Origin of the sequence: Fodinicola feengrottensis (assembly GCF_039530045.1) — a bacterium.
In the GTDB taxonomy this organism is placed as follows: Bacteria; Actinomycetota; Actinomycetes; order Mycobacteriales; family HKI-0501; genus Fodinicola; species Fodinicola feengrottensis.
In genome coordinates this window covers 57,237-80,052 of the sequence record NZ_BAAANY010000013.1, presented here as the reverse complement: position 1 = coordinate 80,052, position 22,816 = coordinate 57,237, and the positions used below count along the sequence as shown (strand labels likewise).

The following is a 22,816-nucleotide window of genomic DNA, read 5'->3' as shown; positions in this document are numbered from 1 at the left end:
TTGAACGTACGACTTGGAGCGCGCTCCAAGTCAAGCTTCGCTAGCCGACGATCGGCAGCGGCTGGCGGACGGCGCTGGCCACCCCGTCACTGGCCCGGCCCGCCGCGATGCGCTCGACGGACGGCCGGCCGTACGACGTGGTCCGCTGCACCAGCGGCCGGCCGATCGGCTCGACCAGGTCTTCCAGCTCGCTGATCGTTTTGTACGAGCCGTTTGACGCGCCGGCCATCCGGCTGATGGTTTCCTCCATCAGCGTGCCGCCGAGATCGTTGACCCCGCCCCGCAAAACCGCGCGGCAGGCGTCCGGGCCGAGTTTCACCCACGAGCACTGGATGTTGTCGATCATGCCGTGCAGCAGCAGCCGCGCCATCGCGTGGACGGCTCGGTTGTCCCTCGCGGTGTTGCCGGCGCGGGCCAGGCCGGCCAGGTAAATGGGCGAGCTCTGGTGGATGAACGGCAGCAGCACGAACTCGCTGAAGCCGCGCCGGCCGTTCTTTTCCAGGCCCTGGCGCTGCAACTCGGCCAACAGCTTGAGGTGTGCCACCCAGTGCTGGGCAGTGTCGACATGCCCGTACATCATCGTTGACGTGGTCGGGATGCCGAGCTTGTGGGCGGTGGTGACGACCTCGATCCAGCTGGAGGTCGGCAACTTTCCCTTGGTCAGCACCCATCGCACGTCGTCGTCGAGAATTTCCGCGGCCGTACCCGGAAGTGAGTCGACACCCGCGTCGTGCGCGCGGCTCAGCCAGTCCTGGATGGACAGGTTCGTACGACTGGCGCCGTTGACGACCTCCATCGGGCTGAAGGAGTGCAGGTGGATGTCCGGCTGACGGCGTTTTACCTCGGCGGCCAAGTCAAAGTACGCGGTGCCGGGTAGGTCCGGGTGAATGCCGCCCTGCATGCAGATTTCCGTTGCGCCGGCTTCCCATGCCTGGTCGACCCGGTCGCCGACCTGTGACAGCGACAGTGTGTACGCGTCGGCATCGGTTTTGCGCTGGGCAAAAGCGCAGAACCGGCAGCCGGTGTAGCAGACGTTGGTGAAGTTGATGTTGCGAGTGACCACAAAAGTCACGTCGTCGCCAACCGTGTCGCGTCTTAACCCGTCAGCCAGGTTGGTCAGCGCGTCGAGATCGGCGCCGTCCGAGTTAAGCAGCGCCAAAGCCTCGTCGTCGGTGATGCCCGCCGGGTCTTTTTCGGCGTGCCTGAGCGCGGCCAGCACGTCCGAGTCGGACCGGGCCGGCGCGCTCTTGATCCGGCCCTTGATCTCGTTCCAGTCGCCGTAAACGGAGTCGAAGTCGCTGCGCCGGTCACCCGTACGCCCAGTCGTGTCGACCTCGACGTGCAGGTCCGTACGACCCGACTCCTGCCAGCCACCGTCGGGCTCCTGCCACGGAATTCCCTTGGGCATCGCGTCTTCGCGAGCCAGGCCGGTCTCCGGCTCGGCGAGCGCCGCGATGTGCGCGTTGAGTCGCGGATCCAACCAAGGCTCGCCGATTTTCACGTATTCCGGGTAAACCGGCAGTCGCTCGCGGAGCTGGAAGCCGGCGGCCTTGGTACGGCTGGAAAGCTCGTCGATCTGCGGCCAGGCCCGCTCCGGGTTGACGTGGTCCGGCGTGACCGGCGAGACCCCACCCCAGTCGTCGATGCCGGCGTTGATCATCAGCTCGTACTCGCCGCCGATCAGGTTCGGCGGCGCCTGAATGCGCATGCTGGGGCCGAGAACGAGCCGCGACACCGCGATGGTCGCGGCCAGTTCCTCCAGGTTGGCGTCCGGGGTGGCCCGCATTTTGGTGCTGGGCTTGGCCCGGAAGTTCTGCACGATGATTTCCTGGATGTTGCCGTATGTCCTTGACACCTTACGGATTGCGAAAAGCGAGTCGGCGCGCTCCGCGTACGTTTCCCCGATGCCGATCAGGATGCCGGTGGTGAACGGCACGGACGTACGCCCGGCGTCCTCGAGAACCTGCAAGCGTACGGCCGGATCCTTGTCCGGCGAGCCGTAGTGCGGGCCGCCTTTTTCGGTGAACAGCCGGGTGGCGGTGGTTTCCAGCATCATGCCCATCGACGCGGCGACCGGCTTGAGACGCTGGAAATCCTGCCAGTGCAGGACACCCGGGTTCAGGTGCGGCAGCAGGCCGGTTTCCTCCAGCACGCGGATGGACATCGCTCGTACGTACGAAAGCGTGTCGTCATAGCCATGTGCGTCGAGCCATTCGCGGGCCACATCCCAGCGGTCTTCCGGCCGGTCGCCGAGCGTGAAAAGGGCTTCCTTGCAGCCCATTTCCGCGCCTTTTCGAGCGATGTCGAGAACTTCGTCGGGGGTCAGATAAGGTTGTTCGCCGTTCTTGCGCAGCTGGTGCGGGACGGTGACGAAAGTGCAGTAGCCGCAGCGGTCCCGGCACAGTTTGGTGAGTGGGATGAAAACACTTTGGCTGTACGTGATGATGCCCGGCCGGCCGGCCGCGGCCAAGCCCGCGTCCCGTACCCGCGAGGCGTGCTCGGAAAGGGTTTCCAGATCGGTGCCGCGGGCCTGCAGCAGCACGGTCGCCTCGTCCACGTCCAACGCCTTCGCGTCGCGAGCGCGGGCGAGGGCGCGGCGCATTGCCGACGCCGTCGGGGGAGCCGAAGCTGAAGCGGAGTCCATGCGTCGAACGCTAGGACCGGCCCGCCGGCCTTCTCCAGTTCGGATTCGTACCAGGCTGGGATGCCCGTACGGGCACCTGCTGTTCTGGCTGGTCGCCGCCTTGATCCGGGTTGCCTTTCCGGCCGCCGGGTTGTATTACCTAAAGAATGGCGTCGGTGATTGGCAAGCGGCAGAACGGCCGGACGTACTACTACCTGGCTGAGTCCGCGCGAGTGAACGGCCAGCCGCGGATCGTCTCGCAGCGCTATCTGGGCAGCGCCGAGGACATCGCGGCCGCGCTGGCCGGCGAGGGTGGCGTGCCGGCGCGGTCGCGGCACCTGGCCTTCGGTGAGGTGGCCGCGGTCTGGGCCACCCTGGAGCGGCTGAAGGTGGCCGAGTTGGTCGACCGGATCGCCGGCACCCGGTCCGCGAAGGTGCCGATCGGCACGTACGTCGCGGTCGCCGTTCTGCACCGGATCACCGGCCCGGGGGTGGAATGGGGGCAGTGGTGGGCTTCGACCGCCGCGCCCCGATTCGTCCGGCCGCGGCTGCCAGCGTCCACCTGGGACAGTGTGCGGCTCTGGCAGCGGTTGGACCGGCTGACCGTTGGGCAGTTGGAGCAGATCGAGGCCGGGCTATGTGCGACGGTAAGGGAAATCTCCGGTGCCGGACCAGCTCTGGCCGTGGATGTCCCGAGTTTCGCGACCTTTGTGGCCTCCGTCGACCCGCTGGCGGCCGGTCGGTCGGATGCCACGCTGGCCGGACTCGGATTGGTGGTCACCGGCGACGGTGCTATTCCGCTGGTGTCCCGGGCGTACCGGCGCGATGTCCCGGTGGTGGCGTCTTTTGGCGTACTAGCTGAGCAACTCGGTGCGAGGCACCACCGGCTGACGGGTGCCGACGATGTGACGCTGGTTTTCGACACCGGCCAGCATTCCCAACTGAACCTCGCGTCCGGCCCGCATTTCGTCGGCGCGCTGCCGCCGGGAGACCATCCCGAGCTGCTGTCCCGGCCAGCGACCGCTCGCCGCACGGTGGACCCGCATCGATTTCCCGGGCTGACCGCGTTGGACACCCGAGCCACGGTTTTCGGCGTCGGCAGGCGGGTGATTCTCACCCACTCGGCGACTCTGCACGCGGCGCAGGCCCGCGGGCTCGCGCAGGCACTGAGTACGGCCACCCGGCAACTGGACGGGTTGGCGGCCGGGCTGGCCGCCGGCACGTACCGGCAGTCCCGCGACGAGGTGCTGAGCGAGGTCGCCCGGATCACCCGGGCGTCCCGGATCGACCGGGTGCTCTCGACCCGGCTCACCGGCACGCCACCTTCGGGAATGCGGTTGGAATGGCGGGTGGACGAGGGCGCTCGCGCCCGGCTGGCCCAGGAGGTTTTCGGTAAGCAACTTCTGGTCACTGATCACGACGATTGGTCGGTGGCCGATGTTGTCACCGCCTACCGGGCGCGTTATCACCTGGACTCGACTTTCCGGCAACTGAGCGAACCGTATGTCGCCGGGCCGGCGGCCGGCGGCTCGCGGTGGTATTGGACAGATCATCGAATAGCCGTTTATGGGCTCGTTTGTGTCATTGCGGCCACGGTGACCCATCTGATGCGGCGGGAGGCCGACCGGGCCGGGCTGGACCTTTCGGTGCGGGAACTGCTGGAGCACCTGTCCGGAATTCAGGAGACAATGTTGCGCTATCCGTCCACCGGCGGCCGGCCACGGACCCGCCGGGTGCTCACCGACCGCGATCCTCACCAGCAGCGGCTTTTTGACCTTTTCGGACTTTTGTCATATGAACCGAAAGGTTGATAGCTGCTCTTGAAAGGTGAGTTCGCGCCAGTTGTGACCGCAAACTCGCCGGATGGCCGGTGCCTCTTGTGCGCGCCGGCTTGGCTGCTCACTATGTCGGCCATGCCTGACGAGCCGGTTTTTCCCGCTGTTACTGGTCACCCGGTCGATCGTCGTTCGGTGCTGCGGGCCGCCGCAGCAACCGTAGCGGCGGTCGGCGCAGCAGAGATCATTAATCCGCAGGCGGCACTCTCGGCCGAGACCGTTCGCCCGGCCGCGGCCGCGGCGGCTCCCTCGGTGTGGGTACGCGGCGCCGCCGACCGGCTCTTTCCGACCTCGGTGCCCGAGGTGACGGCCACGATTTCCTTGGGAGCGGCCAAAGGCGAGCACGAGGCCGCGCAGGTGATGGTGCGATCGTCGTCCGCCCTGTCCGGGGTGTCGCTTTCGACGACCGCGCTGACCGGGCCTGGCGGCGCCACCATCGCGGCCAGCCAGATCCAGCTTCGCCGGCAGTATCCGCACGGCAATGTCGACGCGATGGGGCAGGATCCGATCGGCACTCCGACTGACAACGAGGTCGGGCCGTCCGGTACGAACGTCTATTACGACGCCCTGCTCGACAACGCGCCGATCACGGTCGCCGCGAACACGACCCAGCCGTACCACGTCGGCGTACGAGTGCCGGCCGACCAAACTGCCGGGATCTACACGGGCACGGTCACGGTTTCCTCCAGCGGTGGCAGTGTCTCGGTACCCATCAGTGTCCAGGTCTACAACGTCTCCATGCCGGCACCTACGCAGGGCACGTTGAAAATGAACAACTGGTTCACCTCGGCGGGCTGGGACTACACCGGAACCCAGCAATCCGTACCGCTGCAGTACGGATGCAGCATGTACGACGCGCGGTGGTGGACAGTGATGGCGAACTTCGCGAAAAACCACGCGCTGCACCGGAACAACGTGATCTACGCGGACTTCCAGGCGCTGCTGATCCCGAACACGACCATCGATGGTGCCGGCAACTACACCTTCGGTTGGCAGACCTTCGACCGTTTCATCCAGTTGTTCGTCGACGCGGGTGCGCTCAAGCACATCTACACGCCGACGCTTCTGGAGTGGTATAACACCAAGCCAAATCCGGGCGTGGACGATGTCGCCGTCAACGTGGAGATCCTGCAGAACGTCAACGGATCCACCCAGAAGGTGTTGGTGGCGCCGGGAAGCGCGACGGCCAACGCGTACCTGGACAAGGTGCTGCCGGCTTTGAGAGCGCACCTGGATGCCAAGGGCTGGACCGATATCTTCTACTTCAGCGCATTGGACGAACCGCGTTCGCATATTCAGACCGACGCGGCAGCCTGGCTCTACGGCAAATACGCGCAATATTTTCCGAACCCACACACGGCGGAGGCGCACTCCGCGTGGTTGCCAGCCAACGAACAGCTGATCACCACGACCGCGCCGCTCTATTCGCTCTACCATGACCTGGTCGGGCCGTACCAGAAACTTCGCCTTTCCGGCAAGGAACTCTGGCTCTACAACTGCATTTGGCCGCAGGGCCGGTATATGAACCGTTTCATGCGGTTCCACCTGGACAAGACGCGGCTGATTCCCTGGATGCTCTGGAAAATCGGGGCGACCGGCTATCTGCATTGGGGCTGGAACTACTGGGTCGACTCGAATCAGGCGGGAACCGCGTTCACCGCTTCGAACACGTTCGACGGCGAGCAGACCGGCGACAAGTGGTTGGTACGCCCGAACAAGGGCGCGTTGGACGTCTATGACAGCATTCGCAGCGAAGCGCAGCTGGACGGGATCGAGGACTACGAGCTGCTGACCGCCCTCGCGCGTACCAAACCGGCGACCGCGTACGCGGTGGCGAACACGCTGATTTCCGACACCCAGAACTACACCCGTAGCGGCGAGGACGTGGTGGCCGCGCACCGGCACCTGCTGGATGCCTTGGTCTCGCCCGACGGCGACAGCCGTTTCCCGGTCGTCGACGGATTCGCCGACGAGCGCAACTGGACTCATTCCCAGGGCAGTTGGTCCGTGTCCGGCGGCGGCTACAACCAGACCGACTCGTCGGCGAACTGGGGATACACCGCCGCGTTGAAGGGCCGCGGCTATCGCGATTTCGTGGCGTCCGTTGACGTGCTGATCACCGGCGTGAACAGCAACGGCGGCGACACCAACTGGGCGGGCATGGTCATCCGCAGTGCCAACGCGTCCGATATGGACAGTGGATATCTGATCGCCATGCGCCGAAACGGCGATGTATTCGTCTATCGGTCGGGGGATCCGTTGGGTCATGCGCAGATGCCCGGGTTCACCACCGCGAGCGCGAGCCGGCTGAAGGTGGTGGCGCTGGGCTCCACCCTGACGATTTGCGGGGGTCCCGCGGCGATTCCGTTCCTGACCATCAACAACACTGGTTTCACAGCTGGAAACCTCGCTCTGGTGACTGGCGGAGCCAGCGCCCGGTTCGCCAATTTCGCCGTTAACCCGGAGGTGAACTACGCCGAGGGCAAGGCGGTCAACGTTTCCACCTCGCACAGCGCCGACGGGTGGTCGCCGACCGCTGTCGTGAACGGCCAGGCCGGTTCGACCAGCGGCGCGTTGGGCTGGTCCAGTGCCGGTTCCACCGATCCGAGCAAGAGCGAGGCGATCGTCGTCGACTGCGGGCGGGCCTATCCGGTCAACCGGATCGACCTCACCCCGCGGACGGACGGCGCGAACGCCGGCCTGGGGTTTCCGACCGATTTCAGCATCGCGGTGTCGCCGGACAACGTCACCTGGACGACCATCCTGAACGAGGTCAACTATCCCAAACCTGGTGCGGCCGTACAGACATTCACCTTCCCCACCAGGCAGATCCGCGCTATCTCGGTGAACGCGACAAAACTCACCGCTGACCAGTTCGGGGCGTACTATTTCCAGCTCTCGCAGATCGCCATGTACGGCGAAAATCTCGCGCTCGGCCGGCCGGTGACGGCCAGCAGTTCGTACGAGTCGCCGGCGGAGGGCTGGGGCGCCGCCGCGGCGACCGACGGCTCGTGGTTGTCCGCGCTCGGCACCCCGATGGGATGGTCGTCCGGCGGCTCCACAGACCCGCACCACACCGAATACCTCACCGTCGATCTGCAAGCCCAGGTCCCGATCAAGGACGTGACGCTCTACGGCCGTACCGACGGCGGCCTGACTGGCCAGTGTTTCCCGGTGAACTTCGAGATTCGATGCTCGTCAGATCCCAGCTTCTCCACTTTCACCACCTTGGCATCAAAGGCCGGCTATCCGACTCCGGACGGCCAACCACAGATTTTCGGCTTCACACCTGTGACGACTCGGTACGTACGGGTGCAGGTGAGTCAGCTGTCCGCGGATGATCACGGCAGTTACCGGGCCCAGATTTCCGAAATCCAGGTCCACGCAGCGTAGCTCCCAGCCCGTTCACCGCATTCGCCGCGATGATCGCGAGGATCGCCAGCCATTCGGTCCAGCCCAGGTGCTGGCGCAGGATGACGAGGCCGATGATCGCGGCGAATACGGGGTTAACGCTCATGAACAGTCCGAAGAACTGGGTGGGGACCAGCCGCAGGGCCAGCAGGTCAGCGAGAAACGGGATGGCCGAGGACAGAATGCCACCGGTGGCGGCGAAAGCGATGGTCGCCACCGACGGCCGGTGGTGCAGCAGGACGACGATCCCGATCGGGACGAACACCAGCCCGGAAATGCCGGCCGCTGTCGCCGACCCTTGCGCTCCGTCCAACCGGCGGCCGATCGTTCGGTTGAGCAGAATGTACGAGGCCCAGCAGCCGGCCGCGAGCAGCGCGAGTCCGATGCCGAAATAGTCGGCGGACGGTTGCGGACGAGTCAGCCAGAGAACGCCGGCGGCGGCCATCGCCGCGCACCCGATATCGAGCGCACGGCGTGACGAGGCCAATGCGACGGTGAGTGGGCCGAGAAACTCCAGTGTCACGGCAAGCCCGAGGCCGATCCGGCCGATCGCCGTGTAGAGGGAGAGGTTCATCGTCCCGAAAACGACGGCCAGCAACAGAATCGGCCACCATTGTGCCCAGGTGTACGACCGAAACTTCGGCCGGCCGATGGTCAGCAGGACGACGGCCGCGACCCATTGCCGTACCGCCACCACCCCGATCGGACCAATGACCGGAAAGGCGAGTGAGCCGATGGCCGCGCCGGTCTGGTTGGACAGCGCGCTGCCGATCATCAGCGCGGTACCGGTCAGACGGTTGTCCTTCATACGTCCACCATGCGTCAGCGTCGCACTTTCGCAAAATGCATAGTCTGGACGATTGATACGCTTTGGTTATGCATGTGGAGCTGCGGCAGTTGCGGTGCCTGGTCGCCATCGTCGACACCGGCACCTTCACCGATGCCGCCGTCGAGTTGGGGGTTTCGCAGGCCGCGGTGTCCCGGACGGTGGCAGCGCTGGAATCCGCGCTCGGCGTCCGGCTGCTTCGGCGTACGTCCAGGGAAGTGACGCTGACCGCGACCGGCACCCGGGTGCTCGGCCACGCCCGGCGGCTGCTGGCCGAGGCCGAGGCGCTGGTCAGCGACGCGACCAGCGGGCACACCAGGTTGCGGATCGGCTATGCGTGGTCGGCGATGGGCCGGCACACGCAGACTTTCCAACGTCGGTGGGCCACTGTTTCGCCGACCGTCGAGCTGCAGCTGGTGCGTACGAACTCGCCGACCGCTGGATTGGTCGAGGGCGCCTGCGATCTCGCGGTGCTGCGCAACGAACCGGACGAACGGCGTTTTGAGAGCGTTATCGTCGGCCTCGAAAGGCGATTCTGTGTGGTGGCCGCGGACGATCCTTGGGCCAGGCGGCGGGCGATCCGGTTGGCCGAGGTCAGCGAGCGGGTGTTGTTGGTCGATCGGCGGACCGGCACGACCACGCCCGAGATGTGGCCACCCCAGACGCGCCCGGCGGTGGAATACACCACTGATATCGACGACTGGCTCATCTCGATCGGGACCGGTCGTTTTGTCGGCATCACCCCGGAAAGCACCGTCACGCAATATCCGCGTAAAGGCATTGTCTTTCGGCTTTTGAAAGACGCCGCACCGATTGCCGTACGGCTGGCGTGGTGGCGCGACGACCCACACCCGGCCACTCGATCCGTGGTCGAATTATTAACTGATCTTTATGCATCGAAAGTATGAATCTTTCCAACGAAGGTCGATCGCAACGCAATTGAGACCGGTAGAGGTCTAAACGGCTGTTTGGCCTTGTGGTGGTCTGTCACGCTGTTCACTATGTCGGGCATGCCAACCGAGCCGAGTTTTCCTTCCATCGCCGGTCAGCCGCTGAGCCGCCGGAGCCTGTTGCGCGGTGCTGCCGCCGTCGCGGCTGTCGGCGCCGCGCCGCTGGCGTGGCCACAGGTCGCGTTCGGCGCGGCCGGGGTAGCCGTCTGGGCGCAGGGCGGGTCCGACCGGGTTTTTTCCACTTCGGTGGCTGGCTCGATTCAGGCCGTCTCACTGGCCGCGGCGAAAGGCGAGCACGAGGCCGCCCAGATCATGGTGCGGCCGGCCAGCGCGGTGTCCGGTGTCCAGCTGACCGTCACCGATCTGACCGGCCCCGGCGGCGCGGTGCTGCCGGCCACCCAAGTCCAGATCCGACGCGAATATCCGCACCCGAACGTGGACACGGTGGACGGCGACATGCAGGCTGCGCCCGGCGGCGCTTCGATTTTCTACGACGCGCTGATGGATAATGCCGCGATCTCCGTCGCGGCGAACACCACGCAGCCGTACCACGTTGGCGTACGAGTGCCCGCCGGTCAGGCGGCTGGCCGGTACGCCGGCACCGTAACGGTTTCCACCAGTGGTGGGGACGTTCCAGTGCCGATTTCGGTGCAGGTCTATGACGTGGCCATCCCGGCCGCGAACCAGAGCACGTTGAAGATGAACAACTGGTTCACCTCGGCTGGCTGGGACTACACCGGCACGATCCAGGCGGTGCCGTTGCAGTACGGGTGCACGATGTTCGACGACCGTTGGTGGACGGTCATGGGGAACTTCGCGAAAAACCACGCCCTGCACCGGAACAACGTGATCTACGCCGATTTCCAGGCGCTGCTCATTCCGAACACCACGATCGACAGTGCTGGCAACTACACGTTCGGCTGGCAGAGTTTCGATCGGTTCGTTCAGTTGTTCGTCGATGCTGGCGCACTCTCGTACATCTACACGCCCACGCTGCTGGAGGGCGCCGGTCCGCAGGTGGAGATCCTGCAGAATGTCGGTGGCAGCACCCAGAAAGTCCTGGTAACTCCGAATTCCGCGGTTGCCAATGCCTATCTGGACAAGGTGTTTCCCGCTCTGAAAGCCCACCTCGACACCAAGGGGTGGACCGACATCTTCTATTTCAGCGCGCTCGACGAGCCCAGTTCGACGGCGCAGGTCTCCGCGGCGACCTGGCTCTACGCCAAATATGCGCAGTATTTTCCGCACCCGCGGACGAACGAGGCGCACAACACGAACATGCCCGATCTGGACAAGATCCTCACCACCGTCACGCCGACCACCGAGGTCTACCAGAACAGCGTCGCCACCTACCAGAAATTCCGCCAGACGCCCGGGAAGGAACTCTGGCTCTACACCTGCATTATCCCGCAGGGCAACTACATGAACCGCTTCATCCGATATCACCTGGACAAGACGCGGTTGATCCCCTGGTTGCTGTGGAAAATCGGCGCGTCCGGCTATCTGCACTGGGGCTGGAACTACTGGGTGAACGGTTCGGTGGCGGCTGGCTGGACCGCCGCTGACACCTTCGACGGCCACCAAAATGGCGACGCCTGGTTGGTACGCCCCAACAAACCCGCGCTGGACGTTTACGACAGCGTCCGCAGTGAGGCGCAACTGGACGGCATTGAGGACTTCGAGCTGCTGACGGCGTTGGCGCGTACGAAACCAGTCACAGCTCACGCGGTGGCCAATACCCTGATCACCGACTCCACCACCTACACACGTAACGGTGAAGATGTTGTTGCCGCGCACCGGCATCTGCTGGACGCGTTGACCTCGCCGGCCGGGGACAGCCGCTTTCCGCTCACCGACGGTTTCGCGGACGAGCGAAACTGGGTGCACGTCCAGGGCGCCTGGTCGGTGTCCGGCGGTGGTTACAACCAGACCGATTCCTCGGCGAACTGGGGTTACACGTCCGCCCTGAAAGCGCGCGCATACGGCGACTTCGCCGCGACCGTGGACGTACAGATCACCGGAGTGAACAGCAGCGGCGGCGACACCAACTGGGCCGGGTTGGTGGTGCGCAGCGCGAACGGGTCCGATATGGACACCGGATATATGGTCGCCCTGCGACGAAACGGCGAGGTTTTCGTCTACCGTTCGGGGGACACCCTGGGCAAAGCGCAGGTGCCAGGCTTCACCACCGCCAGCCCGACCCGGCTGAAAGTGGTCGCGCTCGGATCCACCCTGACGGTGTGTGCGGGACCGGCTGCCACCCCGATCCTCACGGTCAACGACTCCGCCTTTGTGATCGGAAATGTTGCTCTGGTCACGGGTGGAGCGAGCGCGCGGTTCTCCGGATTCTCGGTCAATCCGGAGGTGAACTACGCCGAAGGCAAGGCGGTGACGGTCACCAGCACTTACACCGCCGACGGGTGGGCGCCGACCGCGGCGGTGAACGGGCAGACCGCGTCGGTGACCGGAGGGCTTGGCTGGTCCAGCGCGGGTTCCACCGACCCAGGCACCGCTCAGACCGTGACCGTCGACTTTGGACGGTCGTATCCAGTGGGCCGCGTCGACCTCTACCCGCGCTCGGACGGTACGAATGCCGGCTCCGGTTTCCCGAGTGATTTCACCATCTCACTGTCCACCGACGGCAGCACTTGGACGACAGTCGCGACCAAAACGGGATACCCCAAGCCGGCGGCGGTGAATCAGGCTTTCGCTTTTGGTACCACACAGGCTCGCTATGTACGCGTCACCGCCACAAAACTGACCGCCGACCAGTTCGGCGCGTACCATTTCCAGCTCGCCGAAATCGCTGCGTACGGTGGAAACCTCGCCGCCGGACGGCCAGTGACGTCATCCAGTTCGTACGAGTCGCCGTCCGAGGGTTGGGGAGCTGCCTGCGCGACCGACGGTTCGTGGTTGTCAGCGCTCGCAAGCCCGATGGGTTGGTCGTCGGGCGGCGCCACCGCCGCGACACAGACAGAGTGGGTCTCGGTTGATCTCGGGGCATTGAGCCAAATCAAGGACGTGACGCTTTACGCGCGTACCGACGGGCCGGCGACGGGAAGTTGCTTCCCCGTTGATTTCGCTGTTCAGCAGTCCACGGACGGAGCTTCCTGGTCGACTTTGGTATCCAAAACCGGCTATCCGGCGCCGGATGCGATGCCGCAGGTCTTCGCCTTCGCGCCAGTGACAACGAGGTATGTCCGAGTCCTGGCCACCAAGCTGAGTGCCGATGGGTTCGGGAGCTACCGGGCTCAACTCTCCGAGATCGAAGTCCACGCGGGGTAGCCGCCTTCGCAAACATCTTCCTGGTATCGCAGGGTGGCCGCGTACGATCCCGCATCGTCGCGAGGGCGGTAGTCGAGTTCACGTCGGGCATGGCGCCGCACCTGTCGAGTGTGGGACAAAACCCCACTCTCGGCGAAAAGCCATGTCGACACCCCGAATCGGACACGCGATGGGTCTTTCATGACATTCTCCGGCCGTCTGTTTTCCGGTCGCGCGAATATCCTGCTGACCGCGCCGGCCGATAGCGTCCGGTGACCACGAGGCATGTCCCACTGGCAGCGTCTCGTGGGCCTTTTCATGTCCTCGAGTGGGGGAAGGCCGTCATGAGCCGTCGATTGCCGCGGTCCGGGGACGTGACCGAGCTGGCATCGCGCGATGGTTCCGAGCTGCCGGTCGGGGCGACGACCTATCCATCCGCGCTGCGGAGGGGGCTGGATGAGCCGTCGCTTTATTCGGTGGCCGAGGAATTCCTTCAGGCGTTTCACCTGGAACAGAACAAAACTGAGGCAGTGTTGGGTGAGCGGCTGCGGGGCGTACGCCGACAGATCGCCGAAACAGGAGGATATGTCCATACCGCTGACGAACTGACCTGGGGAGCGCGGGTGGCGTGGCGCAACAGTGCTCGTTGCGTCGGCCGGCTTTACTGGAGCAGCCTGCGAGTCCGTGACCTGCGTGCGGTCCAGACGGTGGACGAGGTCTTCCAGCATTGCTGCGAGCACCTGGAGGCCAGCTACAACGGTGGTCACATCAGGCCGATGATCACGGTGTTCGCGCCGCGCGAAGCCGCGGAGCCAGGCGTGGAGATCATCAGCCCGCAGCTTCTGTGCTACGCCGGCTATCGGCTCAAAGGTCCAGGAACGTTGGGAGACGCCAAAAATCGCGGCCTCACCGCGGCGGCCGTACACGCTGGCTGGTCACCGCCCCGCCAGCGCGGGCGGTTCGACGTTCTCCCGCTGGTTATGCGTGATCCGCACGGCTGTTCGCGGGTGCGATCGTTGCCGCCCGCGGTGGTCCCCGAGGTGGAGCTCTCGCACCCGGACTATCCGTGGTTCGGTGAACTGGGCCTGCGGTGGTTTGGGCTGCCGGTCGTGAGCGACATGGCCTTGTACGCCGGCGGAATCGTCTATCCGACCGCACCCTTCAGCGGATGGTTTGTCGGCACCGAGATCGGCGCGCGCGACCTCGCCGACCGCGCGCGCTATGACCAGCTGCCGATCATCGCCGAGGCCATGCGGCTGGACACCAGCCGCCCCGACACCCTCTGGGCGGACCGCGCGGCCATCGAACTGACCCGCGCGGTGCACCATTCCTTCGCGGCAGCCGGCGTACGCGTGAGTGACCACCACACCGAGGCCCAGCTGTTCGCGCGTCACGTGGCGCGAGAGGAACGCGCGGGTCGGGAGTGTCCGGCCGACTGGAGCTGGCTCGTACCACCGATTTCCGGCGGCCTCACCAGTACGTTTCACCGCTACTACGACTTTCACGAGTCGTCCGGGCCGCAGTTCTTCCGCCCGGTCGCGGCTGACCAGGACCCGGCCCCGGGCGACGCGGGCGTCGAACAGTCCTTCCTCTGCGTCATGCCCCCGGACTGAGATAGATTGCGCGCGATGTAATCGTGGGCTATGGTTCTGGGGTGTCGAGATCAGAGGGTGATGAGGCGCTGGCGCTGGATGGCCAGCTGTGCTTCGCGTTGTACGCCGCGTCGCGGGCGGTGACGGATGTCTATCGGCCGTTGTTGGCGCAGATGGGGCTGACGTATCCGCAGTATTTGGCGCTGTTGGTGCTGTGGGAGCGCAGCCCGGTGCCGGTCAAGGAGATCGGCGCGGCGTTGCAGCTGGATTACGGGACGGTGTCGCCGCTGCTGAAGAGGCTTGAGCAGCAGGGGCTGATCACCCGACAGCGGGCCGCCGGCGATGAGCGCAGTGTGACGGTGGCGTTGACCGCTGACGGTGACGCGTTGCGGCTCAAAGCGCGGGCGATCCCACCGCACATCCAGTGTGCGGTTGGCCTGGACGAGCGGGCGGCTCACGACCTGATCGAGACACTTCGAGCCTTGACCGACTCGACCCGAGCAAGGTAGCCAAAAGTCGCCGTCAGACGGCGCGAAAAAAGCAGGAGGACGACATGCCCAGTCGCGACGCCACCACCCACTGGGAAGGTGGATTGCAGGATGGTAAGGGAATCGTCACGCTCGATTCGTCCAACGCCGGCCAGTTCGAGGTTTCCTTCCCCACTCGGGCCGGCAACCCGGACGGGCAGACCAGTCCGGAGGAGCTGATCGCGGCGGCCCACTCATCGTGCCTCGCGATGAATCTTTCCGGAGTTCTGGGCGCGAACGACCTGACCGCACAGTCGATCGACGTCAGTGCCGAGGTCACGCTTGGCCCGGAAGCCGGCGGCGGCTTCAAAATCAGCGGGATCGCGATCACCTTGCGGGCCAAGGTCGACGGCGTCACGGCTGACAAGTTCGCTGAGCTCGCCGAGACCGCCGAGAAGACCTGCCCAGTCAGCAAGGCCCTCAGCGGTACGACGATCACCCTGGACGCTGCTCTGGAGAGCTGAGTCCGCCGCGGGACTCGGCGGGGTCACCCCGTCGAGTCACCTGGCGATGGTGCTTTTTCGACAAAAGTGTCATCCGGACCGACGATGTGCCCGTCCGTGGCGCGAATTTCCAGCGCCCGCAGGGGTTGCCCGCGACGCCGGTCGATCAACTCCGAATGCGGTTCACCGGGTTCGAAGAAATGCTGCTCGCCCCACTGGCGAAGTGCCACGATGACCGGAAACAGCGCTCGACCTTTTCCGGTCAGGACATATTCGCGGTAGGCGCTGCCGTCCGCGGCCGGCGCGGTTTCCAGAATGCCTTGCGCGACCAACGTTCGCAGTCGAGCGGTGAGGATGTTCTTGGCGACGCCCAGGCTGCGCTGGAAATCACCGAACCGGCGGCAGTCGTCGAAGGCGTCCCGGACGATCAACAACGACCACCAGTCGCCGATCGCGTCCACGGACCGGGCGACCGGGCACTCGCTGTCGTCGAACCTGGTGCGCTGGACCATCCTCACCTCCACTAGTTGCAACATGCTACCACTCTTGTCTATGGTCTAGTGGTGGCAACTTGCAACCAGACTGTTGATGGCCAGACTGTGCTGTCCCGTTCCGTGACCTCGCTGTTGGCGGTGGCCGGTGGCGTGGCGGTCGCGAACGTCTATTTCGCCCAGCCGCTCCTGGTCACCATGGGCCGGGACTTCGGGATGGGGCGGGCCGTGCTCGGCCTGGTCGTGACGATCACCCAGATCGGCTACGGCGTGGGGCTCTTTTTGGTCGTACCGCTGGGAGATCTGGTCGACGCGCGCCGACTCGCGGTCGTTCAGTTGGTCCTGCTCGCGGCGGCGCTGGTCATCGTGGGGACGGCCGGCGCGGGCGGAGTGTTGTTGGCGGCTCTCGCGGCGGTCGGACTGCTGGCCGTCGTGGTGCAGACCCTGGTCGCGTACGCGGCATCGCTGGCCGAGCCGGCCCGGCGCGGCCGGGTGGTGGGCAGTGTGACCAGTGGTGTGGTCATCGGGATCCTGCTGGCCCGAGTTGTTTCCGGCGCGGTAGCCGACCTCGCCGGCTGGCGGTCCGTCTATTTGTTGTCCGCGGCCCTGACGGTCGCGGTGATGGTTGCGCTGTATCGTGTGCTGCCGCCGAGCCACCGGCCGCTGGCCGAGGTGAGCTATCGCCAGCTGCTCGGATCCATGGTGACACTTTTCCTGCGGGAGCGGGTCTTTCGTACGCGTGCGACGCTGGCTCTGCTGATTTTCGCGGCTTTCAACACGCTGTGGAGTGCGGTGGCCCTACCGCTCAGCGAGATGTCCTTGTCCCACAGTGCGATTGGTGCGTTCGGGCTGGCCGGCGTGGCCGGTGCGGTGGCCGCGGGTCCGGCCGGGCGGCTCAACGATAGGGGCTATGCACGGTGGACCACCGGGGGAGCGTTGGTGCTGCTTGTCCTTTGTTGGCTGCCCATCGCGCTCACTCGGCAGTCTCTGTGGGCGCTCGCGGTCGGTGCGCTCCTGCTCGACCTCGCAGTCCAGGCCGTGCACGTGACCAACCAAAGTCTGATTTTCGGGCTGCGTCCCGATGCTGGCAGCCGAGTGGTGGGCGGCTACATGGTTTTCTATTCGATCGGCAGCGGGCTGGGTGCGATCGCTTCCACCACTGTGTACTCGCTCGCGGGCTGGGGTGGCGTATGCATTCTGGGCGCCGCTTTCAGTGCGGCAGCATTAGTCGTTTGGCTACCCTCGCGTTAGTTGCGGAGCATGGGTGGGGACAGGATGGTGGCAGGCCCGCGGCGAAAGAGTTGAGCCGGGCGGCCGCCGTGGCGGGTGGTGGTTGTTCCGGTGGGCAACAGGAATCCTTCGGCGCCGGCGACCTTGCGGTGGAAGTTGCGGGGGTCCAGTCGCACGCCCCACACCGTCTCGTAGACCAGCCGGAGCTCCGCGACGGTGAATTCGGGTGCGCAGAACGCGGTCGCGAGCGGGCTGTATTCCAGTTTCGCGCGGGCTCGTTCGATGCCGTCGGTGAGGATTTCGTGGTGGTCGAAGGCCAATCGGCGGGGAGTGCTAACGAGATCGTCCACAGTGGACCAGCGCGCTTCGGCGGCGTCGCTGCCGGCGGTGGGCGCCGGGAGGTCGGCGGCCAGTGCGAGGTAGGCGACGGTGATGACGCGCATCCGTGGATCGCGGCCGGGTCGCCCGTACGTGCCGAGTTGCTCAAGATGGACGTTGGCGGTCCGGGTTTCCTCGGAAAGCTCGCGGACAGCCGCGTCTGGCAGGTCCTCGTCGGGAAGCACGAAACCGCCAGGCAGCGCCCATCGCCCGCGATAGGGCGCGATGCCGCGCCGGATGACGAGCGCGCACAGCTCGTTCTCGCGCACGGTGAGCACCACCAGATCGACCGCCACCGCCATAGTCATGCGATCGACCCTACCAGTCGTTGTCGTCACATTGACGAGAAGCGGTCGACGGTCTTATCGTCGAGATGACGATAAGGAGCGAATCATGGCTGACATCACCAGACTTCCCGGGCTGCGGCACCTGCGCGGCACACCGACCTTGCACATACGCCACCTGCGCAACGGAAAGGTCCTGCACGCCGGTACGGGCGCGTCCTTCTGGTTCCGGCCGCTGTCCGCGGTGTTGAGCGAGGTGCCGGTGGATGATCGCCAGCTGCCGTTGCTTTTCCACGCTCGTACGGCCGATTTTCAGGACGTCAGCGTGCAGGCGACCGTCACCTACCGAATCGTGGACCCGGGGAAGGCGGACGGCCGGCTGGATTTCAGCATCGATCCTGATTTCGGCGGCTGGCGGTCGGCTCCGCTGGAGCAGATTGCCGGGCTGCTGACTGAAACCGCGCAGCAGTATGCCGTCGAGCTGCTCGTACGTACGACGTTGGCGGACGCCCTCGTGGACGGGCCGGCCACCGTACGGGACGGGATAACCCTGGGGCTGGCCACAAACGCGCGGCTGGCGGAGATTGGTTTGGACGTGATCGGCGTACGGGTGGTGGCGATCCGGCCCGAGTCCGAGGTGGAGCGTGCGCTGCAGACGCCGGCGAGAGAGCTGGTTCAGCAGGAAGCGGATCGTGCCACGTACGAGCGCCGGGCGGTCGCCGTCGAGCGCGAGCGGGCGATCGCGCAGAACGAGCTGGACAGCCAGATCGAGCTGGCCCGTCGGGAGCAGGAGCTGGTCGGCCAACGCGGCACGAATGCCCGTAGGCAAGCCGAAGAAGCGGCCGCGGCGAACCGGATCGAGACCGCGGCGCAGGCCGAGCGCGAGGTGGCGCTGGCCACCGCGCGGGCCGACGCGAAGCGGGTGCTGGGCGACGCTGAGGCGGCCGCCGAAACTGCTCACCTCGCCGCGTACAGAGATCTGTCGCAGGGCACTTTGCTGGCGTTGGCGGCAAAAGAGCTGGCCGGGAACTTGCCGGAAATTGGCAGCCTGGTGGTGACTCCGGAACTTTTGTCCGGCCTGCTCGCGAAGCTGGCTCAGCAGTCATGAGCCTCGCGCCCAGGGTCGTGTTGGTGCACCGCCGGACCGAGTTCGACGATGTGTTGGCCCGGCACGGCACTCGCGGGCAGGCCGCCTTTTTCCTGTCCACCCGAGGGCGTGACCTCGCCGCGGTGCAGGAACGACATTCCCAGCAGCAGCGAGCGATCGCGGCTGTGTCGGCGGCGATCCCGGCGGACTGGCGGCGTGGGTCGGTGGAGCGCGCCGATCTGCCCCGTTTCCTGTTCGCACCCGAGGACATCGTGGTCATTGTCGGCCAGGACGGGTTGGTCGCGAACGCGGCGAAATACCTGGACGGCCAACCGGTGATCGGCATTAATGCCGACCGCGCCCGCAATCCGGGTGTGCTGGTCCAACATTGTCCTGAGGCCGCTGGAAAGCTGCTCGACCTGGCGGCCGCTGGGAAGCTCGCCAGCCATGTCGAGGCTCGTACGATGGTGACCGCGGTGGCCGACGACACCCAGCGGCTGATCGCGCTCAATGAGATCTACATTGGACAGTCCAGCCACCAGACCGCGCGCTACACCGTTCGTACGTCCGATGGCGCGCAACGGCAGGCGTCGTCCGGAATTCTGGTCGGCACCGGTACGGGTGCGACCGGCTGGTGCCGCTCGGCGTGGCTGGAGCGGCACAGCCAGCTGGCGTTGCCCGGGCCGCTGGCTCCGGCACTGTCCTGGTTCGTACGCGAGGCATGGCCGTCGCCCTCGACCGGCGTCGATCTCGTCGAAGGCGTGCTTGCCGGAACTGCTCTGGAAGTGACTGTCGAGTCCGACGAGCTGGTGGTTTTCGGCGATGGCCTGGAAACCGACGCGCTGCACCTGTCCTGGGGACAGACCGTCAGCGTCCAGGTGGCCAGCCAGACCCTGCGCCTGGTGGCCTGACCCAACGAACCGCTAAGAGCAGCCGTCCGCAGGTGGGTGGTAAGGGGAAAACCAGAGTTTGGGGGCGGGCGGCAGGTCGGTGGCGGCGGCCGGCCGGAGGGCGTCCAACATGAGGGCCAGATAACGGCGCCAGCCGCCGCTGGGCTCCGGGGTCAGCCGAATAGTGCTGACCAGCATGAAAACCAGCCGCGGCAGGTCGTCGGCGTCGAGGTCGGCGCGGACCAGACCGGCCTCCTGTCCGCGCTGCACGACGGTCGCGATCGTGCCGAAGAACTCCGAGGCGAGGCCGGCCAGCAGTGAGCCGGTTTCCTTGGCGGCGGCGAAAATATTCGCCTCCTGCTCGGCCATTTCCAGGCCGGCCTCCAAAAGCATGACCAGCGCGCGCCACGGATCGTCGTCGGTGCGGGCTCGGCGTACGACCGGCCCCACCTTTTCCTCGTACTGCCAGTTGAAAATCGCGGTGATCAGGTCTTCCTTGCGCGGGTAGTGCCGGTAGAGGGTGGCGACTCCGACGCCGGCCCGTTTCGCGATCTCCTCCAGCCGCACCTGCGGCCCGTCCTGCGCGAAAGCCAGCCGAGCCGACTCCAGGATCCGCTCGGCGTTGCGAGCCGCGTCGGCGCGCGGCGCCCGGCCGCGTGGCGGGGAGTCGGCGGGCGGCATCACTTGGTCGTGCACTGAGCCATCCTAGCAGACTGATAGTTGACTATCGGTTGTGTTAGTGTAGACGACGAAGTGATAGTCAAATCTCGATTAACGTGGGAGAGGGACCTTCCGATGACCCAGACTCCGCTCATGCCCGTTCACATGCGTCGTGACCGTTTTGATCCGGACGCGATCCTGGCCGAGTTCCGCCGTGAGCAGCCGGTGACCCGGATAACGATGCCGTGGGGGACGCAGGCCTGGCTGGTCACCCGCTATGAGGACGTACGCGAGGTCCTCGGCGACGCGACCCGGTTCAGCAACGCCAACCGTCCGATGCCCGGACCCGGCCTGCAGACAGAGTCGGACGGCATGCTGCTTGCGTACGACCCGCCGGAGCACACCCGGCTGCGCCGGCTCCTGACAGCCGAGTTCACCATGCGGCGGATGCAGCGACTGGAGCCGCGGGTGACCGAGATCGTCACTGACCATCTGGACGCGATGGAGCGTACGGGTGCGCCGGCCGACCTGGTGTCGGCCTTCGCTTTGCCGGTGCCGTCGCTGGTGATCAGCGAGCTGCTCGGCGTCCCGTACGAGGACCGAGTCGAGTTCCAGCGGCACAGCAACGCGCGGCTGGACATGTCGCTGCCCATGGAGGAGCGGGTCGCCGCGATCACCGCAGCGCGCGCTTACATGGCGGAGTTCGTCCGCCGCCAGCGACTGAATCCAGGCGACGACCTGCTCGGCATGCTCGTACGAGAGCACGGTGACGACGTCACCGACAAGGAGCTCGCCGGCATCGGCGACCTGCTGCTGATCGCCGGCCATGAGACGACCGCGAACATGCTCGGCCTCGGCACTTTGCTGCTGCTGCAGAACCCGGACCAGCTGGCGCTCGTACGCGATCGCGATGACGCGGTCGAGCCTGCGATCGAAGAGCTGCTGCGCTACTTGACGATCGTGCACTCCGGCATTCCGCGCGGTGTCACGACGGACACCACTCTGAGCGGCCAGCGCCTCGCCGCCGGCGACATCGTCGTGGTGTCCCTGCCGTCGGCCAATCGCGACGCGGCACTCGGCGAGGACATGGACACCTTCGACATCACCCGCAAGGCCGCCCGGCACGTGGCGTTCGGGCACGGCGTGCACCACTGCCTGGGCGCTCCGTTGGCCCGGATGGAGATGCGTACGGCCTTTCCCGCGCTGTTCCGGCGCTTCCCGGGACTGCGGCTCGCGGTGCCGATCGATGAGGTCCCGTTGCGCGCCTACTCGTTCGTGTACGGCGTCAGCTCACTGCCGGTGGCCTGGTAAAACGCCGGACCGCTCCAGCAACACCAGGGGGATCAGCCGCCCTCGGCCGTGGACGCCGTCGCGGTGAACCCGCTCGTCGCGCACCTCGACGATGACCTCTGGCAAACCTATACGGCAGGATCGGGGTCGTGGAGCTGCGTCAATTGCGGTATTTCGTGATGGTGGCCGAGGAACGGCACTTCGGTCGGGCCGCCGAGCGGCTGCACATCGTCCAGTCGGCGGTCAGCCAGCAGCTGCGAAGGCTGGAGCGGGAGCTCGCGGTGGACCTGTTCGATCGGTCGCCTCGGCACGTACGACTGACGGCCGCCGGTGAGCACTTCCTGCCGGAGGCGTTGGCGGTGTTGGCCGCCGTGGAGCGGGCCCGGCTGGCGGTGGCCGGCTTCGCGTCCGCCGAGGCGACGATTCTGCGGTTGGGGACCAGCACCGGCCTTGGCGCGCACCTCGATCACGTCCTGGCGGCGCTCGCCGGCGTCCGGGTCGAGCTCGTCTCGGCGCCGACCGCGCAGCGGCTGGAGCAGGTCGTGAGCGGCGAGTTGGATGCCGCGTTTGTCCGTGGTACGAGCGAAAATCCACAGCTGCGGGCGATCCCGGTGTGGCGGGACCAACTGCTGGTGGCGATCCCGGCGACCCATCCGCTGGCGGCCGCCGACGAGGTCGCGCTGGCCGACCTCGCGGGCCTCCCGCTGCGGTTGACCGCCCGGCGCAACCATCCGGCCTTGGTCGACCTGGTGGTGCAAGCGTGTCACTCGGCTGGTTTTGAACCCGTACCAGGAAAACCCGCCGGGTCCTTGTCGGACACACTGGCGATGATCGGCGCTGGTACGCCACTGTGGACCGTCGTTTATGCCTCGCACGCCCGGCAACTGCGGGCTGACCTGGTGGCTTTCCGGCCGCTCGCGGCCCCGGGCCTGGCATTGATGACCGCGCTGGTGGTCCGTGGGCAGGCACCGACCCGCCATCTCGACCGGCTGTTGACGGCCTGCGCGACGGTGGGCGATCTCGATCGGTGATCGC

At 66.1% G+C, this 22,816-nt stretch carries 17 protein-coding genes; 12 read left to right on the top strand and 5 right to left on the bottom strand.

The window, feature by feature from the left end:
• Nucleotides 1-40: 40 nt before the first annotated feature.
• The gene (locus ABD301_RS18990; protein WP_344311579.1) at nt 41-2,644 is read right to left on the bottom strand and encodes a bifunctional FO biosynthesis protein CofGH; all 2,604 of its coding nucleotides are present in this window, start codon (nt 2,642-2,644) and stop codon (nt 41-43) included.
• A 146-nt stretch (nt 2,645-2,790) separates the two neighbouring features.
• Between ABD301_RS18990 and ABD301_RS18985 the strand changes: the two genes are divergently transcribed.
• Nucleotides 2,791-4,434 (top strand): IS1634 family transposase, encoded by a 1,644-nt coding sequence (locus tag ABD301_RS18985; RefSeq protein WP_344311577.1) that lies wholly within the window; start codon nt 2,791-2,793, stop codon nt 4,432-4,434.
• A 102-nt stretch (nt 4,435-4,536) separates the two neighbouring features.
• Complete coding sequence (locus ABD301_RS18980; RefSeq protein WP_344311576.1) at nt 4,537-7,851, top strand: glycoside hydrolase domain-containing protein; 3,315 nt, start codon at nt 4,537-4,539, stop codon at nt 7,849-7,851.
• Here ABD301_RS18980 and ABD301_RS18975 read toward each other — a convergent pair.
• Nucleotides 7,742-8,677, bottom strand: coding sequence for an EamA family transporter (locus tag ABD301_RS18975; protein WP_163569393.1), 936 nt, complete (start codon nt 8,675-8,677; stop codon nt 7,742-7,744). The two genes, ABD301_RS18980 and ABD301_RS18975, sit on opposite strands and share 110 nt — an antisense overlap.
• 68 nt (nt 8,678-8,745) lie before the next feature.
• On the opposite strand from ABD301_RS18975, the gene ABD301_RS18970 reads away from it, so the two are divergent.
• From ABD301_RS18970 to ABD301_RS18950, 5 genes are all read left to right on the top strand, one after another.
• Nucleotides 8,746-9,603: a LysR family transcriptional regulator gene (locus tag ABD301_RS18970; protein WP_163569392.1), complete on the top strand. Its 858-nt coding sequence runs from the start codon at nt 8,746-8,748 to the stop codon at nt 9,601-9,603.
• A gap of 102 nt (nt 9,604-9,705) precedes the next feature.
• Nucleotides 9,706-12,930: a discoidin domain-containing protein gene (locus ABD301_RS18965; protein WP_344311575.1), complete on the top strand. Its 3,225-nt coding sequence runs from the start codon at nt 9,706-9,708 to the stop codon at nt 12,928-12,930.
• A 323-nt stretch (nt 12,931-13,253) separates the two neighbouring features.
• Nucleotides 13,254-14,522 (top strand): nitric oxide synthase oxygenase, encoded by a 1,269-nt coding sequence (locus tag ABD301_RS18960; RefSeq protein WP_344311574.1) that lies wholly within the window; start codon nt 13,254-13,256, stop codon nt 14,520-14,522.
• A 41-nt stretch (nt 14,523-14,563) separates the two neighbouring features.
• On the top strand, nt 14,564-15,010 hold the full coding sequence (locus ABD301_RS18955; RefSeq protein ID WP_279581021.1) for a MarR family winged helix-turn-helix transcriptional regulator: 447 nt from the start codon (nt 14,564-14,566) through the stop codon (nt 15,008-15,010).
• A gap of 44 nt (nt 15,011-15,054) precedes the next feature.
• Complete coding sequence (locus ABD301_RS18950) at nt 15,055-15,492, top strand: OsmC family peroxiredoxin (protein ID WP_163569388.1); 438 nt, start codon at nt 15,055-15,057, stop codon at nt 15,490-15,492.
• 23 nt (nt 15,493-15,515) lie between these two features.
• On the opposite strand, the gene ABD301_RS18945 is transcribed toward ABD301_RS18950, so the two are convergent.
• Nucleotides 15,516-15,983, bottom strand: coding sequence for a winged helix-turn-helix transcriptional regulator (locus ABD301_RS18945; protein WP_163569387.1), 468 nt, complete (start codon nt 15,981-15,983; stop codon nt 15,516-15,518).
• A 51-nt stretch (nt 15,984-16,034) separates the two neighbouring features.
• On the opposite strand from ABD301_RS18945, the gene ABD301_RS18940 reads away from it, so the two are divergent.
• A complete protein-coding gene (locus tag ABD301_RS18940; protein WP_344311572.1) occupies nt 16,035-17,213 on the top strand; it encodes an MFS transporter in 1,179 nt (392 codons plus the stop codon).
• On the opposite strand, the gene ABD301_RS18935 is transcribed toward ABD301_RS18940, so the two are convergent.
• Complete coding sequence (locus ABD301_RS18935; RefSeq protein ID WP_344311571.1) at nt 17,210-17,878, bottom strand: NUDIX hydrolase; 669 nt, start codon at nt 17,876-17,878, stop codon at nt 17,210-17,212. The two genes, ABD301_RS18940 and ABD301_RS18935, sit on opposite strands and share 4 nt — an antisense overlap.
• Before the next feature lie 85 nt (nt 17,879-17,963).
• Here ABD301_RS18935 and ABD301_RS18930 point away from each other — a divergent pair, with 85 nt between their 5' ends.
• Complete coding sequence (locus ABD301_RS18930) at nt 17,964-18,962, top strand: SPFH domain-containing protein (protein ID WP_344311570.1); 999 nt, start codon at nt 17,964-17,966, stop codon at nt 18,960-18,962.
• Nucleotides 18,959-19,852 (top strand): NAD(+)/NADH kinase, encoded by an 894-nt coding sequence (locus ABD301_RS18925; RefSeq protein WP_344311569.1) that lies wholly within the window; start codon nt 18,959-18,961, stop codon nt 19,850-19,852. Before ABD301_RS18930 ends, ABD301_RS18925 begins: the two co-directional genes overlap by 4 nt.
• A gap of 12 nt (nt 19,853-19,864) precedes the next feature.
• Here the strand turns inward: ABD301_RS18925 and ABD301_RS18920 are convergent, their stop codons facing one another.
• Entirely contained in the window at nt 19,865-20,527 is a 663-nt protein-coding gene (locus ABD301_RS18920) for a TetR/AcrR family transcriptional regulator (RefSeq protein WP_279581014.1), read from the bottom strand.
• Nucleotides 20,528-20,626: 99 nt separating this feature from the next.
• On the opposite strand from ABD301_RS18920, the gene ABD301_RS18915 reads away from it, so the two are divergent.
• Nucleotides 20,627-21,802, top strand: a complete 1,176-nt coding sequence (locus tag ABD301_RS18915; protein ID WP_344311567.1) for a cytochrome P450 — start codon at nt 20,627-20,629, stop codon at nt 21,800-21,802.
• A 128-nt stretch (nt 21,803-21,930) separates the two neighbouring features.
• Nucleotides 21,931-22,812, top strand: a complete 882-nt coding sequence (locus ABD301_RS18910) for a LysR family transcriptional regulator (protein ID WP_163569385.1) — start codon at nt 21,931-21,933, stop codon at nt 22,810-22,812.
• Nucleotides 22,813-22,816: the final 4 nt, after the last annotated feature.